We start from the raw sequence: 25984 nt of genomic DNA, 5'->3' as shown, positions 1-25984 counted from the left end.
AGGCTTCTTCTTAATTATGAATAGGGGTTGGTTGAGTGAGCAAGGTGGTCAAAGAGCGTTTGCCGCAGCTGGACATCTTTCGGGCATTAGCCATCATCAGCGTGATCCAGGTACATGCTTCCTCGTTCGCGGCGGCGGAACAAGCGTTGAATTCACCGGTCTACTACTTTTATAATTGGATGAACATTTTTTTCAAAATCGGAACCCCGTCGTTTATCTTCCTCAGCAGTTTCGTGCTCTTCTACAATTACTACGATCAGCCGATCAGTCGCAAGTTGGTGGGCAAGTTCTACAAGAAACGCCTAACTTATATCCTCTTGCCATATGTATTGGTCTCCTGCTGTTATTTTCTGCTTGTGGCGTTCTACCGCCATGATTTCATCAATAATTCCAAGATGTACGAGCTAAAGTCGCTGGGGACGGCGCTGCTGACCGGCACGGCCTACACCCATCTCTATTTCGTGTTTATCAGCATTCAGTTTTATCTGTTGTTTCCGCTCTTCTTGTGGTTATTTCAATCCTTTCGCAATCACCGCGTGCTGCTCGCTCTGATTCTCCCCTGCGGTCTCGCGCTGCAATGGGGATTCGTGTTCTTGAACAAATACGAGCTGCATTTACCGAATAAAGCAAGCTTCGCGATTTCTTATATGGGTTATTACATGCTTGGTGCAGTATTGGCCATCTATTTTGGCAAAATCAAAATCTGGCTCACGATGGAATGGAAAGCGCTGCCGAAGCTCCAAAAGGGATGGACGGCTGCTTTATGGATGGGATGGCTGGCAATCGCCCTGGTTCATGTCCAGCTCTGGTATTCGTTCCGTCAGGGCCTCAGTTCGCCGAACTCTCTTTGGTTTGAGTTATTATGGAACGTTCACTCCTTATTTTCCGCATTGGTATTAATGAAGGCGGCATTTTATATCCAGCGAAAAGGCTCAGACTTCTGGACCCGATCGCTAACCCGACTGGGTGAGCTCTCCTTTGGCATCTATTTGTTTCATCCGTTTGTCCTGTTCGTTTATCGGCTTTTCTGGAGCGAACAAAGGCTGCCCGGCGCTGCGTTCGGCTATCTCTTCTATATCGTAGTCGGCTCGTTGGGAGCGTTGTTCTTATCCTGGGCGTTCGTGCAGTTCTGCTTCCGGCGGTTGCCGTTCGCTGCGTGGTTTCTCGGGAATGTGCCGGCTTCCTTGCGCAAAAATAAACCGTCCGGGCGGCGGGAAAGCGGCCAAAGTTCCTCGGTTGGCGTAAATATGTAACTTTGAGCATCCTCTGCCGGTCTGGGTTACCAGACCGGTTTGTTGCGTTTTTTCGGCAAGGAGCAAGGGTTTCGGCACCGGCTTGGGGAATACTTTAGGGAAGGACATAGAGAGGAAGAAGCGATTGACGGTCCAAAAGAAAATATGATAAAATTGGGCTACTCTTTACTTTGGTAGTATGGTAGCACTTTAATATAATAAAGAAAAAATTGATGTATGACAGAAGAACGGTGAGGTGAAACACTTGTCGAAACCAAAAGGCTTTGAAAAACCGGCGGGTGTCCGCGACTATCTGCCTTTTGCCGTGGATAAACTGCGGGCCATCGAACGGCGCGTGCTGGATTGCATGGCCGGTTGGGGTTACCGGCAGATCATGACGCCAACAATGGAATATTACGATACGGTAGGCGTAGCCAGCTCGACGTCGGATCAGAAACTGTTTAAATTGCTGAATAATCGGGGCACCACGATGGTGCTCCGTTCCGATATGACGGCGCCGATCGCCCGTGTCGTCTCTTCTTTGCTCAAAGAAGAACCGCTGCCGCTCCGCTTGTCATATCACGCCAACGTGTTCCGGGCGATTGAGGAAGAGGCGGGACGGGAGGCGGAGTTTTTTCAAACCGGAGTGGAACTGGTCGGAGATGATTCCCCGGATGCGGACGCCGAGGTGATTGCCTTGGCGGTAGCTTCGCTGCAGGCCGCTGGCGTAAAGTCGTTTAAGATCGCCGTCGGGCATGTCGGCTTCCTGAACGGCCTGCTGGAAGATGTGGTTCCAGGCCGTGAAGATATTCAAGAGGCGCTCAAAGACGGGCTGCTGCACCGCGATTACGTCGGTTACCGAGAGACGCTGGCGGAATTATCCCTGTCGCCGCAGCAACGTGACGAGCTGGAGGGAATTCTCCGCTTGCGCGGTGGGAAGGAAATCTGCGGCCAAGCGTTGGAGCTGAGCGGAAATCCGCTCGCCCAAACGTCGATCCGCCATCTCTGCCAGGTGTGGGAGGCGCTGGAGGATTTTGGTGTAGCCGAACATGTGATGATCGACCTCACGATGATCGGGGACTTTTCCTATTATACAGGCATGACGTTTGAAGGATATGCGGCGGAGCTGGGTTTCCCGGTGTGCAGCGGCGGACGGTACGACAATTTGCTGCAGCAGTTCGGACGCCCCGCGCCGGCGACGGGCTTCTCGCTGAAGACGAACCGGATTCTGGACGGAGTGGGGGGCCTTGCAAGCGAACCGGAGTTACCGGTCTTGCTGCAGTATGATGCGCCGAACCGGAAGCGGGCGTTCACCGAAGCGGAACGGCTGCGCGGAGAAGGTCGCAGCGTGCTGATGCGCCGTGCCGAGGGTCCGGAGGATTTGCTAAGTGCGCCGGAATCCGCACGAAAGGCAGGACCGCTCGGAGCATCGTACGGCGATATCCTGACGTTTATTAGCTTTTGACTCAAGGCAAGATAGTGCCTGCAAGGAGGTCGCAATCCATTGAAACAGATCATCAAAGTCGCCATGCCCAAGGGGCGTATTTATAAGAAAGCATCCGCCTTGTTCCGCGAGGCGGGCATTCAGATTCCGGACGATGTGGACGAAACCCGCAAGCTGGTCATTCCACTTCCGGACATCGGCATGGAGTTTATTCTGGCGAAGCCGGTTGACGTGCCGACTTATGTGGAATATGGGGTGGCCGATATCGGCATCGTCGGCAAAGACGTATTAATGGAGGAGAACCGGGACGTTTACGAGTTACTCGATCTCGGCATTGCTCGCTGCCGCATGTCGGTCATCGCGCTGCCGGATTGGAAACCGGGGATCCAGCAGCGAGTCGCGACGAAATATCCGAACGTGGCATCGCAATTTTTCCGTGAGCATGGGCAACAGGTTGAAGTGATCAAGCTGAACGGCTCGATCGAGCTGGCGCCGTTGATCGGTTTGGCCGATCGGATCGTCGATATGGTTGAAACCGGGCAGACGCTTAAGGAGAACGGGTTGGTCGAGATGGAGAAGATTTTTGACATCACCAGCCGTTTGGTCGCCAACCGCGTCAGCTACCGGATGAAGAACGCCGAGATCCAAGCCGTATGCGATGCGCTGAGCAAGGTGATTCGGCGGGATGAGGTCAAGCAGGCTTAAGGTGCGACGAGAAACGATATAAGTGAGGAAAGCAGGGGGATGCCGGATGATGAAACTGGTATCGGCAGAGGAGTTTGATTTGCGGCGGGAAGTGGAATACGGATCGCCGGAACAGAACGAAGCGGTGAAGACGATCGTCCAGACGATCAAAATGGAAGGCGATGCGGCGTTGCTTCGTTACACAGAGCAATTTGACGGCATGAAGCTGGAAGCGTCGGGGCTGCGTGTGACGAAGGAGGAGCTGAAGGCGGCTTATGACGTGGTGGAGCCGTCGTTCGTTACCGCGATTCAGGCAGCGGCCGCGAATATTCGGGCGTTCCACGCCCGGCAGAAACGCAATTCCTGGATGGATTTGCAGCCGGACGGGAGCTTGCTGGGACAAATCATCCGGCCGCTGAAGCGCGTCGGGGTTTACGTTCCTGGCGGGAAGGCGGCCTACCCTTCCTCCGTGCTCATGAACGTGATCCCCGCGCAGGTGGCGGGCGTGCCGGAGATCGTGATGGTGACGCCGCCGGCGACGGGCGGCAAAGCCGGGATCGACCCGTATATCCTCGTGGCCGCGGCGGAAGCCGGCGTGCACGAAATCTACCGGGTCGGCGGGGCTCAAGCGGTTGCCGCGCTCGCGTACGGCACCGACACGATCCGGCCCGTCGATAAAATCTGCGGGCCGGGCAACATCTACGTCGCGTTGGCGAAACGCGAAGTGTACGGCGTCGTCGATATCGACAGTATCGCCGGTCCTAGTGAAATCGCCGTGCTAGCCGACGACAGCGCCAATCCCGCCTATGTGGCGGCGGATCTGCTGTCCCAGGCCGAACACGACGAGATGGCGTCGGCGATCCTCGTGACGCCGTCGGAGGCATTTGCGAAGGCATGCCAGGCCGAGCTGGAGCGGCAGCTGGCCGCGCTGCCGCGCAAGGCGATTGCCGGAGCTTCGATCGAGCGTTACGGCGCGATTCTACTCGTCGATTCGATCGAAGAAGGAATCGACGTGATTAATCAGCTGGCGCCGGAGCACTTTGAACTGATCGTAGAGAATCCGATGGGTTATCTGGGGCGGGTGGAGAATGCCGGGGCGATTTTCCTCGGGCCGTACAGCTCGGAGCCGGTTGGCGATTATTTCGCCGGACCGAACCATATCATTCCGACCAACGGCACGGCACGATTCTCGTCGCCCGTCGATGTGGACGATTTTATTAAGAAATCCAGTTTGATTTACTATAGCAAGGAAGCGCTGCTGGAGAACGGGGCGACCATTATGGAGCTGGCGCGGCGGGAAGGCCTGGAAGGCCATGCCCGGGCGATCGAGGTCCGGCTACAGCAGGAAGGAAAGGCGGGGAACGAACATGGCTAATTTGAATAACGAGGGAACGGCGGCTCGACAATCGAGCGTCAGCCGCAAAACGAATGAAACCGATATCCAGTTGAGCTTTGCGGTGGACGGTAGCGGGAGCGCTCAATTGGAAACGGACGTGCCTTTTTTGAACCATATGCTCGATTTGTTCACCAAACACGGACATTTTGATTTATCGGTCCAAGCACGCGGCGATATTGAGATCGACGACCATCATACGGTGGAGGATATCGGCATCTGCCTGGGTCAGGTGATCCGGGAGGCGTTGGGCGACAAAAAGGGAATCAAACGCTATTCGAGCGTGTTCATTCCGATGGACGAAGCGTTGGCCCAAGTGGTGATCGACGTTAGCAACCGGCCGCATTTCGAATATCGCGCGGAATATCCTTCCGATCGGGTCGGCAGCTTCGATGTGCAGCTCGTGCATGAGTTTCTGTGGAAGCTGGCGCTGGAGGCGCGGATCACGCTGCACGTGATTGTGCACTACGGTCAGAACACGCACCACATGATCGAGGCGGTGTTCAAAGCGCTCGGGCGGGCGCTGGATGAGGCGACGAGCATCGATCCGCGAGTCAGCGGGGTGCCGTCGACGAAAGGAGTGCTGTAACGCAATGAACATCGCCATCGTCGATTACGGGATGGGCAACCTGCATAGCGTTAGCAAAGCGGTAGAGCGCCTCGGCTACGAAGGCCGCGTCACCGCGGACGAGGCGGAGATCCTGGCGGCGGACGGCGTGCTGCTGCCGGGCGTTGGGGCTTTCGGCGACGCAATGGAGCATTTGCGCGCGTCGGGTCTGGACGCCGTGGTGCGGCAGGCGGCCGGTCAAGGTGTGCCGCTGCTCGGCATCTGCCTCGGGATGCAGCTGCTCTTCGGCGAAAGCGAAGAGCATGGGCGGAACGAGGGGCTAGGCTTGCTGCCGGGCCGAGCGGTGCGGTTTGCGGGCACCGAAGGGTACAAGGTGCCGCATATGGGCTGGAACCGGCTGGCGTTCCGGCAGCCGGAGAACCCGCTGCTCGCGGGGCTGGAAGAGGGACATGTCTACTTCGTCCACTCCTACCACGTGTTAGCCGAGCAGCAAGAGGATGTGCTGGCCGTGACCGACTACGGCCATCCGGTGACCGCCATCGTCGGCCGCGGCAACGTGTTCGGGATGCAGTTCCATCCCGAGAAGAGCGGCGAGCTTGGCATGGCGCTGCTGCGCAACTTCCTGACGTTGGTGGAGCGGCGGCAGGTGGAAGCGTAGGTTTCACATTGCATCCGATCCGTTTTTAACGGTAATTTATGGCTTTGTTTTTGCGGGTCGGCAGGGTTTGCGGGTGATTAGCGGTATATAGTGGCGTTATTATGGGGCAAGTTACTTCAAAACCAGCGATTTGGCTTAAATAACGCCAGAAAATACCGCTATTTTCGCTCAAACTGCATGAACGCGCCGAAATAGCGCCATAAATTACCGTTATTGCAGGTGTTGCTTCAAATCCGATTATTGCTGTCACCACATCAATTCCTACGATTGCAGTCAACGCAATCATTACACGATTACATCGCAGTTTTCAGATCAACTACGACGGGAGGTCGTTTTCATCCATGTCATCTTTTATGATTTATCCAGCTATCGATATTCGCGGGGGGCAATGCGTGCGTCTGGTCCAAGGCGATTACGATCGCGAAACGGTGTATAATGCCAATCCGGTGGAAGTGGCCCGTTCCTGGGAAGCGCAAGGCGGGTCGTTTATTCATTTGGTCGACTTGGACGGCGCCAAGGCCGGACATCCGGTCAACGACGAGCTGATCGGCGAAATTGCCCGCAGCGTGCAAGTGCCGGTGCAGGTCGGCGGCGGGCTGCGCACGTTGGATGACGTTAAACGCCTGCTGTCGCTGGGCGTAAGCCGGGTCATTCTCGGCACGGCGGCGATCGAAGACCGCGCGTTTACCGAAGCGGTGCTGGGCACTTACGGCGATCAGGTCGCCATCGGCATCGATGCCCGGAACGGCCTTGTCGCCACGCGCGGCTGGCTGGAAACATCCGAGGTCCAAGCCGAAGTGCTGGCGAAGGAGTTGGCCGCCAAAGGGGCGGAGACGTTTATCTTCACGGACATTTCCCGCGACGGGATGATGCAAGGTCCTAACGTTGAAGCGATCCTATCGCTGGCTCAGGCATCCGGCAAAACCGTGATTGCCTCCGGCGGGGTGACGGTGCAGGACGATTTGCTGCGACTCGCGGCGCATGCGGATCAAGGGATCGGTGGGGTGATCGTGGGCAAAGCGCTGTACACGGGAAACATCGATTTGACCCAAGCGATCACGGCGATTGGATCCTTGAAATCCTCGAACGTAGAATAGATAGAAAGGAAGTCGAACCAGCATGCTCGCAAAGCGAATTATCCCCTGCCTGGACGTGAAGGACGGGCGGGTCGTCAAAGGCGTGAATTTTGTGAACCTGCGTGATGCCGGCGACCCTGTAGAGCTGGCGGCGTTGTATGATCGGGAGGGAGCGGATGAGCTCGTGTTCCTGGACATTTCCGCATCGCACGAAGGACGGGCTACGATGGTCGAGGTCGTGAAGCAAACGGCAGGCGAAATTGCCATCCCGTTTACGGTTGGCGGCGGGATCTCCCAAGTCGATGACATGAAGCGCCTGCTGCGCGCCGGAGCCGATAAGATCGGCATTAATACGGCGGCGGTGGTGAATCCCGAGCTGATCTCGGATGGGGCACGGCGCTTCGGTTCCCAGTGTATCGTGGTGGCGGTAGATGCCAAGTTTAACGCCGAGTGGGGCGAGTGGGAAGTGTACACCCACGGCGGACGCAAGCCGACAGGGATCCGCGCCCTCGCTTGGGTGCAAGAAGCCGAGAAGCGGGGAGCCGGGGAAATTTTGCTGACGAGCATGGACGCCGACGGCACCAAGGACGGATTCGATTTGCCGCTGACGAGCGCGGTGAGCCGGTCGGTAGGGATCCCGGTCATCGCCTCCGGGGGGGCCGGAAAGGCGAACGATTTTTACGAGGTATTTACCGAAGGACAGGCAGACGCGGCGCTGGCGGCGACGATTTTTCATTATAAAGAAATTGCGATACCGGATTTGAAACAAGAGCTGAAAGCCAAAGGGGTGGAAATACGATGACCGTAGGAAATGAACAACCGCTGCAATTATCGCTATCTGTAGAGGGACTGGAGCAAGCGGTGAAATGGGATGCATCCGGGCTGGTTCCGGCGATTGTGCAGGATGCGGGCAGCAAGGACGTGCTGATGCTAGCCTACATGAACCGCGAGTCGCTGCGAAAATCGGTGGAAACCGGATTAACCTGGTTCTGGAGCCGGTCGCGCGCTGAGCTGTGGAACAAAGGGGCGACCTCCGGCAACACCCAGCGGATCACGGCCTTGAAATACGACTGTGACGGAGACACGCTATTGGTCGAGGTGATTGCGAATGGGCCAGCTTGCCATACCGGGGAGCCGACTTGCTTCTATCGCACGGCAGCTGAGGCTGAGATAGCGGCAGCTTCAACTGGGTTAAATGGCGGGGCCGAGGATCGCTTCAAGGTGCTCGCAGAGCTGGAACAGCTGATCGCCGAGCGTTACGCGGAACGTCCGGAAGGGGCGTATACCACGTATTTGTTTGAGAAAGGTCTCGATAAAATCCTCAAAAAAGTCGGCGAAGAGACCGCCGAGTCGATCATCGCGGCCAAAAACGGCGATAACGACGAGCTGCGTTACGAAGTGAGCGATCTGATCTATCACTTGCTGGTGCTGCTGCGCGAACGCAACCTGCCGCTCGATGATATCATGCAGGAGCTGGAGCGGCGTCACGAACGGCCGCGGCGCGACTAGAGCGGGGTGCATAAACGGATGTTGATCGATTACCATACGCATCATGAACGCTGCGGACATGCCGTTGGCGCGTTGGAGGAGTACGTTCGCCGGGGGATCGAAATCGGCTTGTCCCAGCTTGGCGTCTCCGACCATATGCCGCTGCTGCATGTCGATCCGGCTACCTATTATCCGGAAATGGCCATGCCGATGGAGGAGTTGCCTCGTTATGTCGAAGAAGCGTTTCGGCTGAAGGAGAAATACCGCGGGCAAATCGATGTTCGGGTTGGTCTGGAAGGCGACTATATTGAAGGCTGGGAGGCGCGCATCGAGCAAATCATCACGGCTTATCCGTGGGATTATGTGATCGGTTCGGTGCATTTTCTCTGGGAATGGGATGTATCGGATTTCCGCCAGGTTCACAACTGGGAAGGCCAGGATGTGTTTGCGGTATATGAGCGGTATTATGATGCCGTGACGAAGGCCGCACAGACAGGATTCTACGACTTCCTCGGCCACCTCGATGTGATCAAGCGGTTTGGTTATACGCCGGGACCCGAACGGGAAGAAGAGACGATCCAGTTAGAACGTAAAACTTTGGCTGCCGTTAAGAAAGCCGGGATCGCGATGGAGCTCAACGCCTCGGGATTATCCAAGCCGTGCGCCGAGATGTTTCCGAGCGAAAGGATTTTGCGGGCCGCGATTGAGCTGGGTATTCCGCTCACCATCGGGTCGGATGCCCATGATCCGCAGAAACTGAGCGAACACCTGGATCAGGCACGTACCCTGCTATATAACCTGGGCGTACGGGAGTTGGCGACCTTTGAAGGACGTCGGCGGACGATGATTCCTCTGGAAGAGGGAAGTCGTAAATAAGGATTCGGGAGGATATTATGGAAGCCAAAATGCGTGTGTTTTCCGGTTCGTCCAATCCGAAGTTGGTGTCAGATATCTGCGGCCGGTTAGGTGTCGAACCCGGAAAAGTGAAGTTATCGCGATTCAAAAGCGGAGAAATTTATGTGCATTATGAAGAGAGCATCCGTAATTTCGATGTGTTTCTCGTTCAGTCGTTAGCCCATCCGATCAATGAGCTGTTCGTTGAGCTTCTGGTGATGATCGATGCGGCGAAACGGGCCTCTGCTCGAACGATCAACATCATTATGCCCTATTACGGTTACGCCCGGCAGGAACGCAAGTCTGCGCCGCGGGAGCCGATTTCGGCCAAGCTGCTCGCCGATGTGCTGACGACGGCGGGGGCGAACCGGGTGGTGACGATCGATTTGCACGCGCCGGCGATTCAAGGCTTCTTCAACATCCCGGTCGATCATTTGACCGCGCTGGACTTGATGACCGACTATCTGAAGGCCCAGCAGATCCCGAATCCCGTGATCGTCTCGCCGGATGCGGGACGCGCTTCGATGGCCGAAAAGCTGGCCAATGGGCTGGATTCGCCGTTCGCGATCATGATCAAGAAACGCCCCACGCACAACGAATCGGTGATCACGCACGTCATCGGCGACGTCGCCGGGCATACGCCGATCATTATCGAAGATTTGATCGATACCGGGACCACCATCGTTAACGTTGTGGAAAGCCTGAAAGAACGGGGGGCGGCGGACCCTTACGTGTGCGCGACGCATGGGCTCTTTTCCGAAAATGCTCTGGATAAGCTTCAGCACCCGAACATCCGCCAGGTGGTGGTCACCGATTCGATCGCACAGCCGGAGCTGCATTCGCCCCATGTACAGGTGCTCTCGGTCGCGCCGATGCTGGCCCGGGCCACGCAGTTTATCCTGGAAGGCGGATCCATTGCCGCTTTGTTCAAGGATCGGGGAATTTAGTCTAAACCGATTCGAGTAAATGCCGCCCTAGGGGCGGCTTTTTTTATGTTCTAACGTTTCTTCGCGGCTTTCTCTTCCGCGATCCGTTGGTTTTCCGCCACGCGGAAGAGAACGATGCGGCGAATCAAGTCCAGCGGCAGCGGCTGATTCAAGGGGAACTGTACGGACCCTTTGCCGCCCTTATAAACGGACAACTCCTCTGCAAATTCCTCCGTACCGCTAGGCGTTGGGTAAAAGCCGATATGCTTCTTAAAGGCCGCGAAATGCACCAGATTTTTGCCATTCGTTTCAAACGTCGGCATTTGGTAGCTGATTTTCTCTTTCGCGTCAGGCGCAACCTCCCGAACCAGCTTGCGGATTTGCTGCAGTCGGTCCTGAATCTCCGGCTGGAATTGGGCGATATATTCATCGATTGTGGCAAACGAGGGGTTATTCGCTTCCATCGTTTTACAAGGCCTCCTTCTCATGATTGCAGATATAGGGCGGTTTTTATTTTCGATGTCGCATATTTCTGAATATGGACCAGACGGCAAAGACCACAAGAGCGAGTGCTAATGCAGCAATGATCATGTTCTCCCAGACGAACCCCATGATGGAAATAACTCCTTTCTCTGCAAATATCTTATTTATTCGGCTGTGAGAGGCGGTTTTCCTCCCCCGCTTTGCCACATCCGTTATTTTCCGGCAGGATTCCCCGTGGGAGGACAGCTTCTCCTATGTTATACTGTGGAATGGAGAGTTTACCTGAGTGTACGGGAAGTAGACTTATCAGAAAAGAAATCAAAGGAGGTGCCTTGCTTGAACGAAAAAAAGCGACCAGCCAAAACCAAACGGGGAAAAGTACTGCCCTTCTCGATGGATGCGGGGTTTTTCTTTGAGAGAGCTGTCTCTTCGTTGGACCGCTATCGCTATGACAAGGCATTGAAATATTTTCGCAAAGCCGTGGAATACGAGCCGAGCAACCCGGTGAATCACTGCAACATGGCCGGGATTTTATCGGAAATGGGAGATTACGAGGCTTCCAATGAGGTGCTGCAGACCGTTTTGGAAGAGGTTGACCCGGCCATGACGGAATGTTATTTCTACATGGCGAACAACTATGCCAATATGGATATGTTCGAAGCGGCCGAAGAGGCGCTCGTCAGTTATCTGGAGCAGGATGAGAGCGGCCAGTTTCTGAGCGAAGCCGAAGAGATGATCGATTTGCTGCAATACGAGCTGGATCGACCAACCAAGCTGAAGAGCATCAAGTCCCGGCATGGCGTCTACGAGCATGATCAGGCTCGCGCGTTGCTGGAAGAAGGCAAATTTGCGCAAGCCGTGAAGATGCTGGAGGAACTCGTGCGAAACCGGCCTGATTTCTTAGCAGCCCGCAATAACTTGGCCTTAGGGTATTACTACCTAGGGTTGTTCCGCAAAGCGTTGGATACGGTGGGAGAGGTATTGGCACAAGACCCCGGGAATTTGCATGGTTTGTGTAATCTGGCGATTTTTTACCAGCATGAAGGAAACCACGAGGCGTTGGAGGAGTTGGCCGGACGATTGGAAAATATCGTGCCCTTCCACCAGGAGCACGTATTCAAGCTGGCGACGACGATGGGCATTTTGGGCCGTCACAACGCGGCCTTCGGCCATTTCAGACGGCTGCTGCGCGGGGAGGATGCGTCCTTTGAAGCGAGCCTCTATCACTACGCGGCCGTGGCAGCGTATTATACCGGACGGCGATCTGAAGCGGAACAACTTTGGAATGCGGCCAAAAGGCTGGACCCCGGCTCGAGCGTGTCGGACTATTATTTAAACTGTCTCGCCCAGGAGCGTGAGCATCCCGAAGCGGGGCCGTTTCCGGTGAATTATCAGTACCTGCTGCCGTTTGAGGAGCAAATGAAGCGCTGGGAGGTCACGGATCAAGGCATCCCAACCGAGTTGAAGGAGAATCCGTTGATCCGCTCTTCGTTCTTCTGGGCACTACGCCACGGGGATGCGAAGACAAAGCTTCAGGTGATTCAGGCGTTGGGCCTGATCGCTGATCGGGAAGTCGAGGAAGCGTTGCAAGGCTTTTTGCTGGAGCCGGAGGAAGATGCCTATCTGAAGGAAATGGCTCTGTTCGTGCTCCGGAATCTCGGCGTAAGCAATCCACTGCCCGTTCGAACCGGGGCGACGACGACCATGGTCGATCCCAGCCGTGTGTCGACAGAGCTACCGGTATGGCAGAACGAATGGCAGGCGGTCGTGGATTTGGCGATGGAGCGGATGAAGCGGAGCTTCGATCTTCAACAGCAGCATGATATGGAGACGTTGTGGGCGGATTTTCTCACCCGGTTATATCCGGATACGCCAACGATTTCCCATTTGGAAGGTTGGGCTGCGGCACTCGAGTATTTGACGGCCAAAATGCACGGCCTGGCGGTCACCTACGAACAGGTAGCGCAGAATTACAATATTTCGGCATCGACGGCACGCCGTTACGTTCAACGTGTGGATGAGGTGTGCGGGGTGAAAGAGAAGATTGAGGCGATTTTTCCGTCGGTCCAATAGTTTGTTTGCGGGTAAAGCGGGTCCAACTTGGGGAAAATTTGATGGAGCATTCCATTTACATAGGAATCGAGAGGTCGAGCAAATTCCTAGGAACCAAGGAGGTACGAACGAATGCATAAAGTGTTGGTGATTGGAACGGGGCCAGCCGGACTGACGGCGGCGACTTATTTGGCGCGGGCGAGCTTGAGCCCGGTGGTGATCGAAGGCCTGGAGCCCGGCGGGCAACTGACCACGACGACGGAAGTGGAGAACTTTCCAGGCTTTCCGGAAGGCATTATGGGGCCCGAGCTCATGGACAACATGCGTAAGCAGGCGGAGCGCTTTGGCGCTGAGTTTAGGAACGGTTGGGTCGAGGCGGTTGATTTCTCGAAACGGCCGTTTCAAGTGACATTAGAGGGCGGCGAGAGGCTGGAATCCGAAACGGTCATTTTGTCGACGGGAGCGTCGGCTAGGTATTTGGGGATTCCCGGCGAGCAGGAGAACGTTGGCCGGGGGGTCAGCACCTGCGCAACTTGTGACGGATTCTTCTTCCGCGGCAAGAAGCTTCTCGTTGTCGGAGGCGGCGACTCCGCGATGGAGGAAGCGAACTTCTTGACCCGATTCGCCACGGAGGTGACGATCGTGCATCGCCGGGGAGAGCTGCGCGCTTCGAAGATTATGCAGGATCGGGCCAAGGCCAACGAGAAAATTCGCTGGGCCTTGAATCGCACGCCCCTGGAAGTGGTGACGGAAGACGGCGGCAAGGTGAAGGGCCTAAAAGTACGCAACAATACCGGCGATCAGGAACAGCTGCTGGAAGCCGACGGGGTGTTCGTGGCGATTGGCCATACCCCGAACACCAAGTTCCTCGGCGGCGCGGTCGCGACGGATGAGCACGGGTACATCGTCGTCAAGCCGGGAACAACGGAAACGAATGTACCCGGAGTCTTCGCCTGCGGTGACGTGCAGGATACGCGGTACCGCCAAGCGATCACCGCGGCCGGGTCTGGATGCATGGCGGCGATGGATTGCGAGAAATTCCTCGAGGGCAGCATGGTGCACGATTGGAGCGGTCCGACGGGGAGTTGAGCGAGTGAATGGACAGGGGCGCAGAGCAGATTGTGTTGTTCTGGTCAGAATGTATGCGAAAAATCGATTACAATGTGGGAGTTTTCGGCGATTTCAAAGGAATGTATACGAAATTTCATACAGATTTAGGCAACCTCTAAACGAAGTCCTAGAATCTATATGAAAAACCGAATATATTTCGGACTTTTCGTCGTCTGCGCCCTATTGTATGCGAAAAATCGTATATAACTTTAAAAGGACGCCGATCTTCGGCGTCCTTTTGTGTGTCTTCGTGTCCAGCGAGCTGCTCAAATCCAGCCGTTCTCCTCCGCGAGGCGTACCGCTTCAATACGGGTTTTGACCTCCAGCTTGTTCAAAACTTCCGAAATATAATTGCGGACGGTGCCGTAGGACAAGTGCAGGGATCCGGCAATTTCCCCAGCGGTACGGCCTTCGGCAGCCAGCCGCAGGATCTCCTGCTCGCGAGCGGTCAGGGGGTTATCCCGGCGGAGGCTGCCGAAGACAAGCTCCGGCGAAGCTTCGCGGTGTCCGGCCATCACCCGGCGGATCGCTTCCGCCAGGCGATCGCTGGACTCGTCCTTGAGCAGATAACCTTGAACGCCGGTCTTGACAGCTCGCTCGAAGTAACCCGGCCGGGCAAACGTCGTCAGAATGATCACGCGGCACGGCGATCCCTGAGCTTGCAGCTTCTCGGCAACCTCGAGTCCGCTCATCAACGGCATTTCGATGTCCATCAGGCAGACATCCGGGCGCAGGGTCTCGATAAGCGCCAGCGCCCCGGCCCCGTCTCCGGCCTGGCCGACGACCTCAAGGTCGTCCTCCAGATCGAGCAGAGAGGCTAGCGCTCCCCGCAACATGCGTTGATCCTCGGCAATCACGATGCGGATCATGCTGTTTCCCCCTCTTTGTTGGCTTCCTTCACGATGAGCGGGATCGCGATCCGCAGCCGGGTGCCCCGGCGGGAGCCGGATTCGGGAGTGTCCGAGCGCCCCGGGACTCCTGGACCAACGGTTAATGCGCCGTCGATCAGCGACAGCCGCTCGGCCATGCCCTTCAGGCCGTTGCCCGCGACGCTGTCGCCCGGCGGCGTGAACGGCCCGTCGCCGTTGCCATCACCATCGCCCGCGTTCCGCGCGGCCAACCCAATGCCGTTGTCCTCGATTTGGAGCCGCACCTCGGCCGGGGCGATCTCGACCGTGACGGAGCATCGCGTAGCCCGGCTGTGCTTGACGATGTTCGTCACCGCCTCTTTGATGCAGAGGCTGACGATGTTCTGCGTCAAGTCCGACACGCCGGTTAGCCGTGGATCGCCCTCTACGTCAAAGGCGATGTCGGCCGCCCGCAAGATTTCGCCGGCTTCGGCCAGGGCCTCCGCAACCGTAATCGTCCTCATGTCGGAGACGAGCTCCCGCACCTGACGCAAAGCCGCTCGGGAGGTTCGCTGGATTTCACGCGCTTCGGCCTGGGCCCGCTCGGAGTCTTTGCCTGCGAGCTTCTCGACCAGTTGGCTCTTCAGCGTGATCAGGGACAAGGTATGCCCCAGCGTGTCGTGCAAATCGCGGGCGATCCGCATCCGTTCCTCGCGCTTGATCAGCTCTTTGATTTGTTCGTTTGCCCGGTCAAGTTCCTGCTCCAGATGCTGCCGTCTTGCCATGGAACGGATGCCGTACGGCATCACCAGCATGATGAGCAGAAAGGGCACCAGGAACGGTAGGTCAGTAACCAGCAGATCCCGGGAGCCAATCAGGAGCGACAGCAATTCCACTGCAGCAAAGCAAGATATCGCGATATTAAATTTCTTATGGTCGGTGTACCAGCCGATAAAGTTCGAGGTGAAGAAACCCAGATAGAAATTGTATGGACTATAGAATGCGCAGAGCGCGAGAATCAACCCTAATTGAAGCGCAAGCCATAAGTTAAATGTTTGACCGGTAGCCCAGTATAACTGGCGGTACGTCACCGCAAAGAGGGCAATCATGGCACAGCCGATAAACAGTTTGACGCCTTCCTCTCCGCGAATATTAACTATGGGAAGAGCGAGATAAATCGGCCAAATGTAAGGAAACCAGCCGTATTTTTTCGGAAATAATTCGAACTTGCCGAACCTCATGTGAAATTACACCGCTTCCTGTTTTTTTCGGATATATGTGGATAGTACCATAAACAGGAAGAGGTAGCCCAGCAAAATCAACACGTTGCGCCAGCTCGGTGCAACGCCCTGAACGATCGACCAGGCACCGCCGCCGAACTGGTAGGAGGGTAGCCATTTGCCGATGGCCTGCATCGCTTTAGGCAGCACTTCGATTGGCATCCACATCCCGCCCGTGACAGCTAGTGCGAGGTACAATACGTTACTGACACCGCTCGCCGTATCGACGCGTTTCATCAGACCGACCAGTGTGCCCAACGCGAGGAAAGGGAGCGAAGCCGCCACAATCCAAAGTCCGCTGTAGATCCACAGGTGCCAAGGCAACGATACCCCGTTAATCAAATACCCTGCGATAAAAATAAACACGACGGAAAACAGGTGCATCATCGTTTGGCCGAACATTTTGCCGAAGAAGTATACCGGCCCGGGGAGCGGCGTGATTCGCATGAAGGTGGACCACCCTTGGGTTCGCTCCTGTACCAGCCGGATGCCGAGTGTCATGATCGCAGAACCCATGACGCTGAACGTTGTCATCGACATCAGGTAATGCGCTTGCCACTCGCCCGGATTGTCGGCTCCGGTATTGACGACCCGAGTGAAGATAAAATAGAACATGACCGGCATTAGCAGCGACCAGAAAACATAATAGGGATTGCGAAATACCCGTAGCATTTCCGCTTTGCATTGCATCGTTATCGTGCGCATCGTTAGACCGCCTCCTCTTCATGATTGGCCGTAAGCTGCTCGAATGCTTCGTCCAGACGACCCTGTTCGATTCGTATGTCGTGGACGGGAAGTCCGGCTGTAAACAAGGCAGCGAGCGCCGCATCCGTGTCGTCCGTCGTCACATGGATTCGGCCGTCTTTGTTGAAGCACTCCGCGACTGGGGAGAGCGCCAAAAGCCGGCTTCGCAGTTCGGTACCGTCGCCGTCGGTGAGGAAGGAAACGGAACGCTTGACGATACGCGATTTAATCGCTTCCGGCGTGCCGTCCGCAACCAGGCTGCCCCGGTTAAACAACAGGATCCGATCGGCGATATCGTCAGCTTCCTGCAAGTAATGCGTCGTGAAGACGATCGTCTTCCCTTGCTCGGCCAGTTGACGGACGCTGTCCCAGAAGCGCCGCCGGGCAGTGATATCAAGCCCGACAGTCGGCTCGTCGAAGAACACCAGCTCGGGGTTGCCCGCCAAGGCGAGGGCGAAGCCCAGGCTGCGTTTCTGTCCGCCGGACAGCTTCTCGGCATATCGGTTCAAGTCAGCCGCTCCAAGCCCGGTCAGGCGGACCAGTTCAGCCAGCTCCATCGGATTCGGGTAGTAGCTGCGGATTAGTTCCAGCACCTCGCGTACCTTTAGCCGGTCCATGACGCTGACCTCTTGCAGCATGGCGCCGGTCTGCTGACGGACCGTCCGGTCCTTTGGTGACTTACCGAACAGCTTTACGGTTCCAGCGGTAGGCTCGAGTAAGCCGAGAAGCATAGAGACTGCGGTTGTCTTCCCGGCTCCGTTCGGACCGAGAATCGCGGTGATGGAGCCTTTGGGAATGCGGAAGGATAGGTGATCGACCGCCTTTTTATCTTTGAAACTTTTGCTGACGTCGTGCATTTCAATGATGGATTCCACGTTAATTTTCGCCTCCAATTTCTGGTTTTTTATCGGTTAACTCTAGGATAATGGAACGCTCCGAACCTCGTTAGTAAGGATTGTCATGAGTTAAAGATGACAATTGTCACAAGGGGTTAAGCGGTTACAGGCTTCCTCCTGGCAAGACCCAAAAATAGTTGAACTTTTCCCAATAAGCGCTTACTTATGGAGAGGGGCAAGATGTATTAAAATATGAATGCGGTTACAAAATACCGAGTAGAAAACAAAAAGGGGAGGCAAAGCATGAAACGCATGAAACGCATGAAACACCTGTTGATCGGGATCTCTGCATTGCTGGTGATGACGACAGCCCTCACGGCTTGCGGAGGCAACAACTCCAAGAACGAATCGTCCTCGAATACGAATACGCCGACGGAATCGAATTCTTCCGCGGGTACAGGTTCTAAGGGTGAAAAGGTTACCATCAATCTGTGGAGCTTTACGGATGAAATTCCGAATATGACAACAAAATATTTGGAACTGCATCCAGATGCAAACGTTGAATTCAAAACCACAGTTATCGCTACTACTGATGGCGCTTACCAGCCTGCGCTTGACCAAGCTCTGGCCGGCGGCGGCAAAGACGCTCCGGACATCTATGCGGCTGAAGCAGCATTCGTCCTGAAGTATACGCAAGGTGATGCTTCCAGTTATGCGGCAAACTACGCTGACCTGGGCTTGACTGACCAAATGGTTAAGGACGCAGGCATCGCTCAATACTCTGTAGATATCGGTAGTAAAGAAGGCGCGTTGAAAGGCCTTGGCTACCAAGCAACTGGCGGCGCGTTCATCTACCGTCGTTCGATTGCGAAGGACGTATTCGGAACAGACGACCCAGCTGCAATCAAAGCTGAAGTTGGTCCTGGTTGGGATAAGTTCTTCTCGGCAGCTGAGAAGCTGAAAGCTAAAGGCTACGGCATCGTATCCGGTGACGGCGATATGTGGCATGCGATCGAGAACAGTTCCGAACAAGGTTGGATTGTAGACGGCAAACTTCATATCGATCCAAAACGTGAAGAGTTCATTGATCTCTCCAAAAAGTTGAAAGACAACGGTTTCCATAACGATACACAAGACTGGCAAGAAGCTTGGTTCGCGGATATGTCCGGAACCGGCCCTCAACCGATCTTTGGTTTCTTTGGTCCTGCTTGGCTCATCAACTACACAATGAAAGACAATGTAAAAGATACGAATGGTGACTGGGCAGTTACTGAACCACCAACAGGCTTCTTCTGGGGCGGTACTTGGCTCTTGGCTAACAAAGATGTAACCAAAGACGAAGCGAAGAAAAAAGCAGTTGCAGACTTTATCAATTGGGTAACGCTTGACTCTTCCGAAACGGGCCTCCAATATCTGTGGGCTAACGGCACGATGAAAGAGGGCGAGCAAGGGACGAAGGATAGCGTAGCTTCCTCCGTAGTTATGTCGAAATCGAATGGCGAAGTTCCATTGCTCGGCGGCCAGAACATGTTTGACATTTTCGTACCGGCTAACGCGAACGCTTCCGGTAAGAACTTGACGCAATACGACGAAACAATCAACAAACTCTGGCGCGATCAAGTTCGTGATTACACGGCAGGCAACAAATCCCGTGACGATGCGATCAAAACCTTCAAACAACAAGTGAAAGACCAACTTGGCATCGAAAGCGAATAAGAAGTTATAAGCGGTAGATGCGAAGGGGCGGGGTGTTTCCCGCCCCTTTATATCCATTAAAAAGAGGTGAGAGCCATGCGTCACAAAGGAGTTAATTATTCGAGATACGGGTATATTTTTTCTTTACCCTTTATTTTGATTTTTTTAGTTTTCTCGCTGTATCCCATTGTGTACACTCTAATCATCGGTTTCACGAATATGCAAGGTATTATCCCAAAACCGCTTGAAATTCTCGATAACCCTTTTCAAAACTTTAAAGATCTGATCCTTGAGAATGCTTCATTTAAGAAGTCTCTCGTTAATACAGGGCTGCTATGGGCTATCAACTTTGTCCCACAGATTGGCCTAGCACTCTTGCTCACCGCTTGGTTCACTAACAAGCGCCTAAATATTAAAGGACAAGGTGCATTCAAGATCTTGCTCTATATGCCGAATATTATCACTGCAAGTACGATTGCAGTGCTTTTTAGCTCCCTGTTCGCTTATCCAATGGGACCAATGAACAGTCTATTCCAAATGTTCGGTTGGTCCGATGCGCCGATCTTCTTCCTTCAGGACAAGACGACGGCGCGGGGGATCGTGGCATTCATCCAGTTCTGGATGTGGTATGGGAACACCATGATCATTCTGGTAGCAGGCGTTATGGGCATAAATCCTGCTTTATTTGAGTCCGCGGCAATTGACGGCGCGAACGGTTGGCAAACCTTCTTCCGCATCACGTTGCCAAGTCTTCGTACCATCTTGCTCTACACATTGATTACATCGATGATTGGCGGTTTAACGATGTTTGATATTCCGCAATTGTTCCTGCAAGGTGGACCTAGTGATGCTACACTTACGACTTCCGTCTTTATCTACACGCAAGCGTTCAAGGGAAGTTATATGTACAACAAAGCTGCAGCAGCAAGTATGATCTTGTTCTTGATCGCGGCCCTCTTGTCCGCAGTCTTGTTCTACCTCATGCGTGATCGGGATGCGGCGAAATTGAAAAAAGCACTGAAACAGCAGAAAAAGGCTGATCGTGCAGCTCAAGGGGAGGTGTAAGCCGTGGAAAAAATTAAAGAGGGTAGTGTCGTCGCGTTAAGAGTGAACCGGACGATTATTTATATCGTGTGTATCTTGTTGGCTCTACTCAGCATTCTTCCTTTCTGGATCATGTTTGTGAACGCTACACGTTCCACTCCTGAAATCCAGAGCGGCCTCTCGTTGCTTCCTTCATCTCATATGATGAACAACTTGCGTGTGCTGCTGGACAAGAGCTTTGACCCGATTCAAGGGTTCGTGAACTCGTTTACGATCTCGGGTGCTGCAACCATCCTGACGGTGTATTTCTCGTCCCTGACGGCTTATGGTCTTGTGGCTTATAATTGGAAGTTGCGTCAACCGTTCTTTACCTTTATTATGTGCGTGATGCTGATCCCAGCCCAAGCTAGCTCCATCGGTTTTTATCAGTTCATGTATAAATTACATTGGACCAATAACTTCCTTCCGCTGATTTTGCCAGCGATTGCAGCACCGGCTGTGGTATTTTTCATGCGTCAGTACTTGCTTGCTACGTTGTCGTTGGAGATCGTCGAGGCAGCACGTGTAGACGGTTCCGGCGAATTCAAAACGTTTAACCGAATCATTCTGCCACTGATGATGCCGGCGATCGCAACTCAGGCCATTTTTGCCTTCGTAGCGAACTGGAACAACCTGTTTATGCCGCTCATTTTGCTGACGGATAAGAGTAAGTATACGATGCCGATCATGGTAAGCTTACTTCGCGGTGATATTTATAAGACGGAGTATGGTTCCATCTATATGGGGCTAGCGTTGACCGCGTTACCATTGTTCATTGTGTACTTCCTATTGTCCCGGTACATTATTGCCGGTGTCGCTTTAGGTGGCGTCAAAGAATAACCTGGTGTTTTAGCATTTCATAATACCCCCCCTATAAATAGAGGCCTCTAGATTGGCTTGGATGAGTAATGGCTCATCCGGCTAATCTACAGGCCTTTTTGTAGTTGTGTGTTCCTACACCGCTTTGCGTCGGAAGTACAGCAGGCCGGCTGCCAGGAACAATAGGAAGCTGCCGAGAACGGTGATAAACAGGCTCTCATACGGCAGATTAAAGGCGCCGTAATCCGCCTGACCGCGCGGCATCATGGCCAGTAGCGGCTGGGCCCATGGGTAGTATGGGCCGATTTTAGCCGAGTTGATGATCAACAGGTTCGGAATCGTCAGCGAGACATTGACCGCGAGTGGGGCGGCAAAGCTGGTCCAAACCAGCGATACGCCCATCTGCAAGGCGACAAGCGGCAAGCAGGCAATTAGACCGCCGAGAAGACTCGTAGCGATCATTCCCCAAGGTAACGGGCCGGAAATGCCCTGGACCTGCGCCACGATCAGGAGAGCGGCTAAGAACAGCAACTGGGAGACGGCTAGCAACCCGAAGACAACGGTGAACTTGGCCATGTATACTGCGCTGCGTGAGACAGGTAATACAAGCAGCTGCTTCCATCCGCCGCCGGTATGCTCGTAGCGGCACAGGAACGACGGGAACAAGCCGGACATAATAGGCAAGAACAACAGCCCGTGAAGCATTGACATACCGCTGATCAAGAGCGGCCAGGCGCTCGCATCCAAGCCGTCCGGAAGATCGATCAAGACGCCGATCAGGGCGGATAAGGCCGGGCTGGCTAACAGGACGAGCCACACGCGGGATCTCGCCATTTTTAGGCGTTCGGCGGCCAAGACGTTCAGAAAGGTTCTCATCTTAGTCCACGTCCTTTCGGTTGAAATGAATTAACCCGATCAGGAGGATGACCGCGCCGACGGCCAGGCCAGCCGCCACGAACCATTCGCGGTGCGGTCCGAGGAGCCCGAACATCGGCCAGTTCAGGGGGAACCATTCCGACAGATTCATCGTAAACGGCGAGATGATCGAAATGGTCACACCAAGGGACACCGGAAGCGCTTGGTTGCGATAAGCCAGTGAAAGCCAGAGCTGCAAGGCCAGAAGCGGAAGTACGGCAAACAGCGGATAAAATCCCAGGCGTGCCAAATCCGGAAAAGGGATCGAGCCGGGTTTGAAGCCGAAGGATACCCCAAGAATCACTGTGGCGATTGATAACAACACGCACGATACGCATAGCAACAGGAAGCACAGCAGGAACTTGGCGCTGAACACCGCGGTTCGGGAGATCGGCAGAGCGAGCAGTTGCTTCAAAGAGCTCACCTGATGCTCCACATTGGCGACCAGCGAGCTAATCAGCGTGCATCCGAGATAAAGGGCAATGGGAACAAAAAACGAGATGTTCTCTAATAATCCGCCCCATGGATCACTCGCATGCTGCTTCATCATCCAGTCAAAGCGCAGCCCATAATTGAGCGCCTGCATGACGATCAGCCCGATCGGAGCCAGGAAAATCAAGAACCAAATGCCTTTGCGTCGAATCTTCAGGAAGTCGGAGGATAGGGAGCGCAACATCATAACGCTGCCCCCTCCCCGATCACCTGCATGAAGATGTCCTCGAGCGATTTTTTCTTCTGTTCAACGCGATAAACGGAATGTCCATTTTCCACCAATCGTTTGACCAGATGGGCCACCTGGGCATCAGCCATGCCCGGAAACGAGAGGGTTCCGCTCTGCAGCTTGCCGGCTGCGCCCAGATCGCGGGCAATCCAGAGCGCCTCGTCCGGCTCCGATACGACGAGTTCCATATCATGCGCCGATCGGAGCCTCAGATTGTCGATCGTATCCTGAAACACCATCCGGCCTTCGCGGATGATGCCCACTTTACTGGCCATCAGTTCCATTTCGCCGAGCAGATGGCTGGATACCAGTACGGTGATGCCGTACTTCTGAGGCATGCTCTTGATTAATTCACGAATCTCGTGAATGCCGGAAGGATCCAGCCCATTGGTCGGCTCGTCCAGGATGAGCAGCTCAGGATTACCGAGCAACGATGCCGCGATGCCAAGACGCTGCTTCATCCCGAGGGAGAAGCCCTTCACGGGCCGGCGTGCTTCGCTGGTTAGCGAGACGATCTCCAGCACCTCGTCGATCCGCGATTTCGGCACCTGCAAAATGCGGCGAATCGCCTCCAAATTATCAATCGCGCTAAGATGGCCGTAATAAGACGGGGATTCGACCAGCGAGCCGATGCGGCGCAGGATGGCCAGCTTGTCTCGTTGCAGCTCGCGGCCGAAAATGTGGATCGAACCAGAGGTCGGCTGAATTAAGCCAAGCAGCATGCGGATCGTCGTTGTTTTCCCAGCGCCATTAGGCCCCAGGAACCCGTAGATGTCTCCTTTGGCGATCTCCAGGTTTAAATGGTCTACCGCGGCGCGGCCACGGTATTTTTTCGTTAAGCCTTCTGTTTGAATGATCATTTCATTCACGATCTATCACCTCGGAAATGATCATATCGTCCGGAGTTTAAAGACATAGACAGAGGAAGTTTAAGATTCGTTTAATTTTATGGACGGATAAATATATATCTTCGTTCCCTCATCCGTGGATACCGTGTCCCGGGTAAGCCCCATTTCCCGCAGCAGCAGATCGACGATCTGCAGGCCTAGCCCAGCTCCTACAGCGGCTGAAGCGGACTCCATCCCAGGGCCGCGGTCCCCGATCACGAGGGCTGTAGCATCGCCACGAGGCTCTACTGTAATCCCCGCATAACGTCCGGAACCCGCATGCCGTACGAGGTTCTGGAACAGGTTATCCAGCACGCGGCGGAAGCCCTGGGCATCAATGTTCCAGTAGAGCGGCTGCTCCGGCAACTCGACATCGGCCGTGATCCCGGCCTTCTCCCAAACGGGATACCAGGCGGCGGCACTCTCCCTTACCAGCCGCATAACATCAAGCCGCTCCAAGGACATGGCATAACGCCCGCTGGAGAGCAGGTTATACGATAATAGATGGTCCATCAGGCCGGACAAATCGCTGATTTTGGTCTCCATCAAAGTTAGCGATTGCCGGCCCTGATCACTTAATGACTCTTGGCGGAGCGAATACAAATGGCTCCCCAGCACAGTCAGCGGCGTACGCAGGTCATGCGATAAATGGCTGATCAGGCTCTTGCGCAGTTCTTCTTCCTCGCTTTCGCGCTGGCGGCTGTCCTTCAGTTCGAACACCATGTGGTTAAAAGCTTGCTCCAACCTGCCGATTTCGTCCGGTCGCCCTTCATGGATAAGAGAGGGAAGCCCATCGGGGCCCGGACGGGTCATGCCGGCCTCCAGGAGCAGCAGCCGTTTGCGAATATCGCTGAAGAACAGATAGGACAGCAGCACGAACGCCCCCAGCAGAATCGCTAAAAAAACGCCGTAGAAACGGCTGTCGCTTTGCCGGTCCACATCTTGGATCACCATAAATTTACGCGGTAGCTCCAGTACCATGAAGCCCTGCTTGGCCCGTTCGTTCCCGCCAATGAAAGCGACGACCGTAAAAGGGTCGGCGTCCACGCGTTGCTTCATGAAGGCGATGGTGTCTTCCAGGGACCACTGCTTCGGCACCGTTCCCTGTTCCGGCAGCTGCAGACGGGTTTGTCCGGCTGTGTCGACCCAATACAGCGCGGCGTCGGGATAACGCTTCTTCAGCTCCTTGAGTTTCCCGTCGATGGTTTCGACAGAAGCTCCTTTCAGCCCGGCGGCAGCCTGGTGCCAAGTGGTCTCGATGTCCATACCCGTCCCGTAGGGGCGTTTGGTTTGTTGCCATAAATGTCCCGGATTCATCAGCAAATTGATACTCCAAGACGCGAAAAAACTAACCGGAATAAGAACGGGGATGAAGACAAAAGCGATTACCAGGATCAACACGTATCTCGTGAGCAGCGATTTGCGGAACTTGCGAACCGGACGGAATCTCATGCTCTCACCCGATACCCGATCCCGCGAATCGTCTCAATGACTTCGGGATTCGCGGGATCGCGTTCCAGCTTCTCGCGCAGGTGGCGGATATGGACCATCAAGGTTTTGTCCCCGTCCAGATAGGGTTCATTCCATACCGCTTCGTAGATCTGCTCTTTGGTCAGGATTTGCCCGAGATGGCGCAGCAGGTAGGCAAAAATATGAAACTGCTTACCGGTCAACACGATTTCTTCGCCGGTGTTCTGATCGATGATCCGATTTTCTTTTTCATACACAAGCAAATGTTTAAGGCGCAGCGGCTCCGGGTCGGCGGAACCCCCGCTGCGGCGCAGCAGCACCTCGATCCGGGCCGCCAGCTCGTCGGGGTGGAACGGCTTCGTCAAATAATCGTCGGCGAATTTGAGCCCCTGCAGCTTGTCGTCGATTGAGGTTCGGGCCGACAGCATCAGCACCGGAAGCTCAGGGTACTGCTGCTTTAAACGTCCTCCTATGGTGAAGCCGTCCAAGCCAGGAAGCATCACATCGAGAATGACCAGCTGGCACTCGGCAGCCTTCTCTACGGCATGTTCCCCGCTCTTCAGCCAGGTAACGGCGTAACCGCGCTCCTGCAAATTTGTGCTGACCCATTCGCCGATTTCGAGATCGTCTTCAATATATAGCAAATTTGTTATAGGCATGATGGCATTCCTCCTCCTT

General features: G+C 54.8%; 27 protein-coding genes. 16 read left to right on the top strand and 11 right to left on the bottom strand.

All coding sequences use genetic code 11. The features are described 5' to 3' along the window. The first annotated feature begins 35 nt into the window (after positions 1 to 35). The 6 genes from IM700_RS09245 (at position 36) to hisH (ending at position 5979) form a co-directional block, all read left to right on the top strand. Complete coding sequence (locus IM700_RS09245; RefSeq protein WP_193417301.1) at positions 36 to 1253, top strand: acyltransferase family protein; 1218 nt, start codon at positions 36 to 38, stop codon at positions 1251 to 1253. A 244-nt stretch (positions 1254 to 1497) separates the two neighbouring features. Further along, entirely contained in the window at positions 1498 to 2697 is a 1200-nt protein-coding gene (locus IM700_RS09240; protein WP_193417300.1) for an ATP phosphoribosyltransferase regulatory subunit, read from the top strand. 63 nt (positions 2698 to 2760) lie between these two features. Next, a complete protein-coding gene (gene hisG / locus IM700_RS09235; protein ID WP_418888771.1) occupies positions 2761 to 3381 on the top strand; it encodes an ATP phosphoribosyltransferase in 621 nt (206 codons plus the stop codon). Positions 3382 to 3430: 49 nt separating this feature from the next. Beyond that, positions 3431 to 4735, top strand: a complete 1305-nt coding sequence (gene hisD / locus IM700_RS09230; protein WP_193417321.1) for a histidinol dehydrogenase — start codon at positions 3431 to 3433, stop codon at positions 4733 to 4735. Then, the gene (gene hisB, locus IM700_RS09225; protein WP_193417299.1) at positions 4728 to 5342 is read left to right on the top strand and encodes an imidazoleglycerol-phosphate dehydratase HisB; all 615 of its coding nucleotides are present in this window, start codon (positions 4728 to 4730) and stop codon (positions 5340 to 5342) included. Before hisD ends, hisB begins: the two co-directional genes overlap by 8 nt. A 4-nt stretch (positions 5343 to 5346) precedes the next feature. Further along, positions 5347 to 5979: an imidazole glycerol phosphate synthase subunit HisH gene (gene hisH, locus IM700_RS09220; protein WP_193417298.1), complete on the top strand. Its 633-nt coding sequence runs from the start codon at positions 5347 to 5349 to the stop codon at positions 5977 to 5979. 25 nt (positions 5980 to 6004) lie between these two features. On the opposite strand, the gene IM700_RS09215 is transcribed toward hisH, so the two are convergent. Beyond that, positions 6005 to 6265 (bottom strand): hypothetical protein, encoded by a 261-nt coding sequence (locus IM700_RS09215; RefSeq protein ID WP_193417297.1) that lies wholly within the window; start codon positions 6263 to 6265, stop codon positions 6005 to 6007. A 55-nt stretch (positions 6266 to 6320) separates the two neighbouring features. Here IM700_RS09215 and hisA point away from each other — a divergent pair, with 55 nt between their 5' ends. The 5 genes from hisA to IM700_RS09190 are packed head-to-tail and all read left to right on the top strand — an operon-like array spanning position 6321 to position 10384. Next, entirely contained in the window at positions 6321 to 7076 is a 756-nt protein-coding gene (gene hisA / locus IM700_RS09210; RefSeq protein ID WP_193417296.1) for a 1-(5-phosphoribosyl)-5-[(5-phosphoribosylamino)methylideneamino]imidazole-4-carboxamide isomerase, read from the top strand. A 22-nt stretch (positions 7077 to 7098) separates the two neighbouring features. After that, a complete protein-coding gene (gene hisF, locus IM700_RS09205) occupies positions 7099 to 7857 on the top strand; it encodes an imidazole glycerol phosphate synthase subunit HisF (RefSeq protein WP_193417295.1) in 759 nt (252 codons plus the stop codon). Then, positions 7854 to 8564: a bifunctional phosphoribosyl-AMP cyclohydrolase/phosphoribosyl-ATP diphosphatase HisIE gene (gene hisIE, locus IM700_RS09200; RefSeq protein WP_193417294.1), complete on the top strand. Its 711-nt coding sequence runs from the start codon at positions 7854 to 7856 to the stop codon at positions 8562 to 8564. Before hisF ends, hisIE begins: the two co-directional genes overlap by 4 nt. Positions 8565 to 8582: 18 nt before the next feature. Beyond that, positions 8583 to 9419, top strand: a complete 837-nt coding sequence (hisJ, locus tag IM700_RS09195) for a histidinol-phosphatase HisJ (RefSeq protein ID WP_193417293.1) — start codon at positions 8583 to 8585, stop codon at positions 9417 to 9419. A gap of 17 nt (positions 9420 to 9436) precedes the next feature. Further along, positions 9437 to 10384, top strand: coding sequence for a ribose-phosphate diphosphokinase (locus IM700_RS09190; RefSeq protein WP_155606916.1), 948 nt, complete (start codon positions 9437 to 9439; stop codon positions 10382 to 10384). Between the two features lie 50 nt (positions 10385 to 10434). Here the strand turns inward: IM700_RS09190 and IM700_RS09185 are convergent, their stop codons facing one another. Beyond that, a complete protein-coding gene (locus tag IM700_RS09185; RefSeq protein ID WP_193417292.1) occupies positions 10435 to 10827 on the bottom strand; it encodes an iron chaperone in 393 nt (130 codons plus the stop codon). A 355-nt stretch (positions 10828 to 11182) separates the two neighbouring features. On the opposite strand from IM700_RS09185, the gene IM700_RS09180 reads away from it, so the two are divergent. Continuing rightward, positions 11183 to 12919, top strand: a complete 1737-nt coding sequence (locus tag IM700_RS09180; protein WP_193417291.1) for a tetratricopeptide repeat protein — start codon at positions 11183 to 11185, stop codon at positions 12917 to 12919. A 111-nt stretch (positions 12920 to 13030) separates the two neighbouring features. Next, entirely contained in the window at positions 13031 to 13987 is a 957-nt protein-coding gene (gene trxB, locus IM700_RS09175) for a thioredoxin-disulfide reductase (protein WP_193417290.1), read from the top strand. Between the two features lie 287 nt (positions 13988 to 14274). Here the strand turns inward: trxB and IM700_RS09170 are convergent, their stop codons facing one another. The 4 genes from IM700_RS09170 to IM700_RS09155 are packed head-to-tail and all read right to left on the bottom strand — an operon-like array spanning position 14275 to position 17755. Further along, a complete protein-coding gene (locus tag IM700_RS09170) occupies positions 14275 to 14877 on the bottom strand; it encodes a response regulator transcription factor (RefSeq protein WP_155606920.1) in 603 nt (200 codons plus the stop codon). Beyond that, positions 14874 to 16097 carry a sensor histidine kinase gene (locus IM700_RS09165; RefSeq protein ID WP_193417289.1) on the bottom strand — a complete coding sequence of 408 codons (1224 nt, stop codon included), beginning with the start codon at positions 16095 to 16097 and terminating at the stop codon, positions 14874 to 14876. The genes IM700_RS09170 and IM700_RS09165 overlap by 4 nt, the downstream gene beginning before the upstream one ends. 6 nt (positions 16098 to 16103) lie before the next feature. Further along, positions 16104 to 16841 (bottom strand): ABC transporter permease, encoded by a 738-nt coding sequence (locus tag IM700_RS09160; RefSeq protein WP_193417288.1) that lies wholly within the window; start codon positions 16839 to 16841, stop codon positions 16104 to 16106. 2 nt (positions 16842 to 16843) lie between these two features. Continuing rightward, positions 16844 to 17755, bottom strand: coding sequence for an ATP-binding cassette domain-containing protein (locus IM700_RS09155; RefSeq protein ID WP_193417287.1), 912 nt, complete (start codon positions 17753 to 17755; stop codon positions 16844 to 16846). A gap of 264 nt (positions 17756 to 18019) precedes the next feature. Between IM700_RS09155 and IM700_RS09150 the strand changes: the two genes are divergently transcribed. The 3 genes from IM700_RS09150 (at position 18020) to IM700_RS09140 (ending at position 21334) form a co-directional block, all read left to right on the top strand. After that, positions 18020 to 19432 (top strand): ABC transporter substrate-binding protein, encoded by a 1413-nt coding sequence (locus tag IM700_RS09150; protein ID WP_239483722.1) that lies wholly within the window; start codon positions 18020 to 18022, stop codon positions 19430 to 19432. Between the two features lie 75 nt (positions 19433 to 19507). Next, positions 19508 to 20476 carry a carbohydrate ABC transporter permease gene (locus IM700_RS09145; protein ID WP_193417286.1) on the top strand — a complete coding sequence of 323 codons (969 nt, stop codon included), beginning with the start codon at positions 19508 to 19510 and terminating at the stop codon, positions 20474 to 20476. A gap of 3 nt (positions 20477 to 20479) precedes the next feature. Next, complete coding sequence (locus IM700_RS09140) at positions 20480 to 21334, top strand: carbohydrate ABC transporter permease (protein ID WP_193417285.1); 855 nt, start codon at positions 20480 to 20482, stop codon at positions 21332 to 21334. 114 nt (positions 21335 to 21448) lie between these two features. Here the strand turns inward: IM700_RS09140 and IM700_RS09135 are convergent, their stop codons facing one another. Genes IM700_RS09135 through IM700_RS09115 form a run of 5 tightly spaced genes read right to left on the bottom strand, consistent with a single transcriptional unit; the run spans position 21449 to position 25965 of the window. After that, the gene (locus IM700_RS09135; protein WP_193417284.1) at positions 21449 to 22189 is read right to left on the bottom strand and encodes an ABC transporter permease; all 741 of its coding nucleotides are present in this window, start codon (positions 22187 to 22189) and stop codon (positions 21449 to 21451) included. 1 nt (position 22190) lies between these two features. Beyond that, positions 22191 to 22907 (bottom strand): ABC transporter permease, encoded by a 717-nt coding sequence (locus tag IM700_RS09130; RefSeq protein ID WP_193417283.1) that lies wholly within the window; start codon positions 22905 to 22907, stop codon positions 22191 to 22193. Continuing rightward, positions 22904 to 23818, bottom strand: coding sequence for an ATP-binding cassette domain-containing protein (locus IM700_RS09125; protein WP_193417282.1), 915 nt, complete (start codon positions 23816 to 23818; stop codon positions 22904 to 22906). The genes IM700_RS09130 and IM700_RS09125 overlap by 4 nt, the downstream gene beginning before the upstream one ends. 60 nt (positions 23819 to 23878) lie before the next feature. Next, a complete protein-coding gene (locus IM700_RS09120; RefSeq protein WP_193417281.1) occupies positions 23879 to 25288 on the bottom strand; it encodes a sensor histidine kinase in 1410 nt (469 codons plus the stop codon). Further along, positions 25285 to 25965 carry a response regulator transcription factor gene (locus IM700_RS09115; protein WP_155606929.1) on the bottom strand — a complete coding sequence of 227 codons (681 nt, stop codon included), beginning with the start codon at positions 25963 to 25965 and terminating at the stop codon, positions 25285 to 25287. Before IM700_RS09115 ends, IM700_RS09120 begins: the two co-directional genes overlap by 4 nt. Positions 25966 to 25984: the final 19 nt, after the last annotated feature.

Origin of the sequence: Paenibacillus rhizolycopersici, assembly GCF_014947195.2 — a bacterium.
Classification (GTDB): domain Bacteria; phylum Bacillota; class Bacilli; order Paenibacillales; family Paenibacillaceae; genus Fontibacillus; species Fontibacillus rhizolycopersici.
Note: the sequence above shows the minus strand (reverse complement) of the source record. Positions and strands in the feature narration are given on the sequence as shown.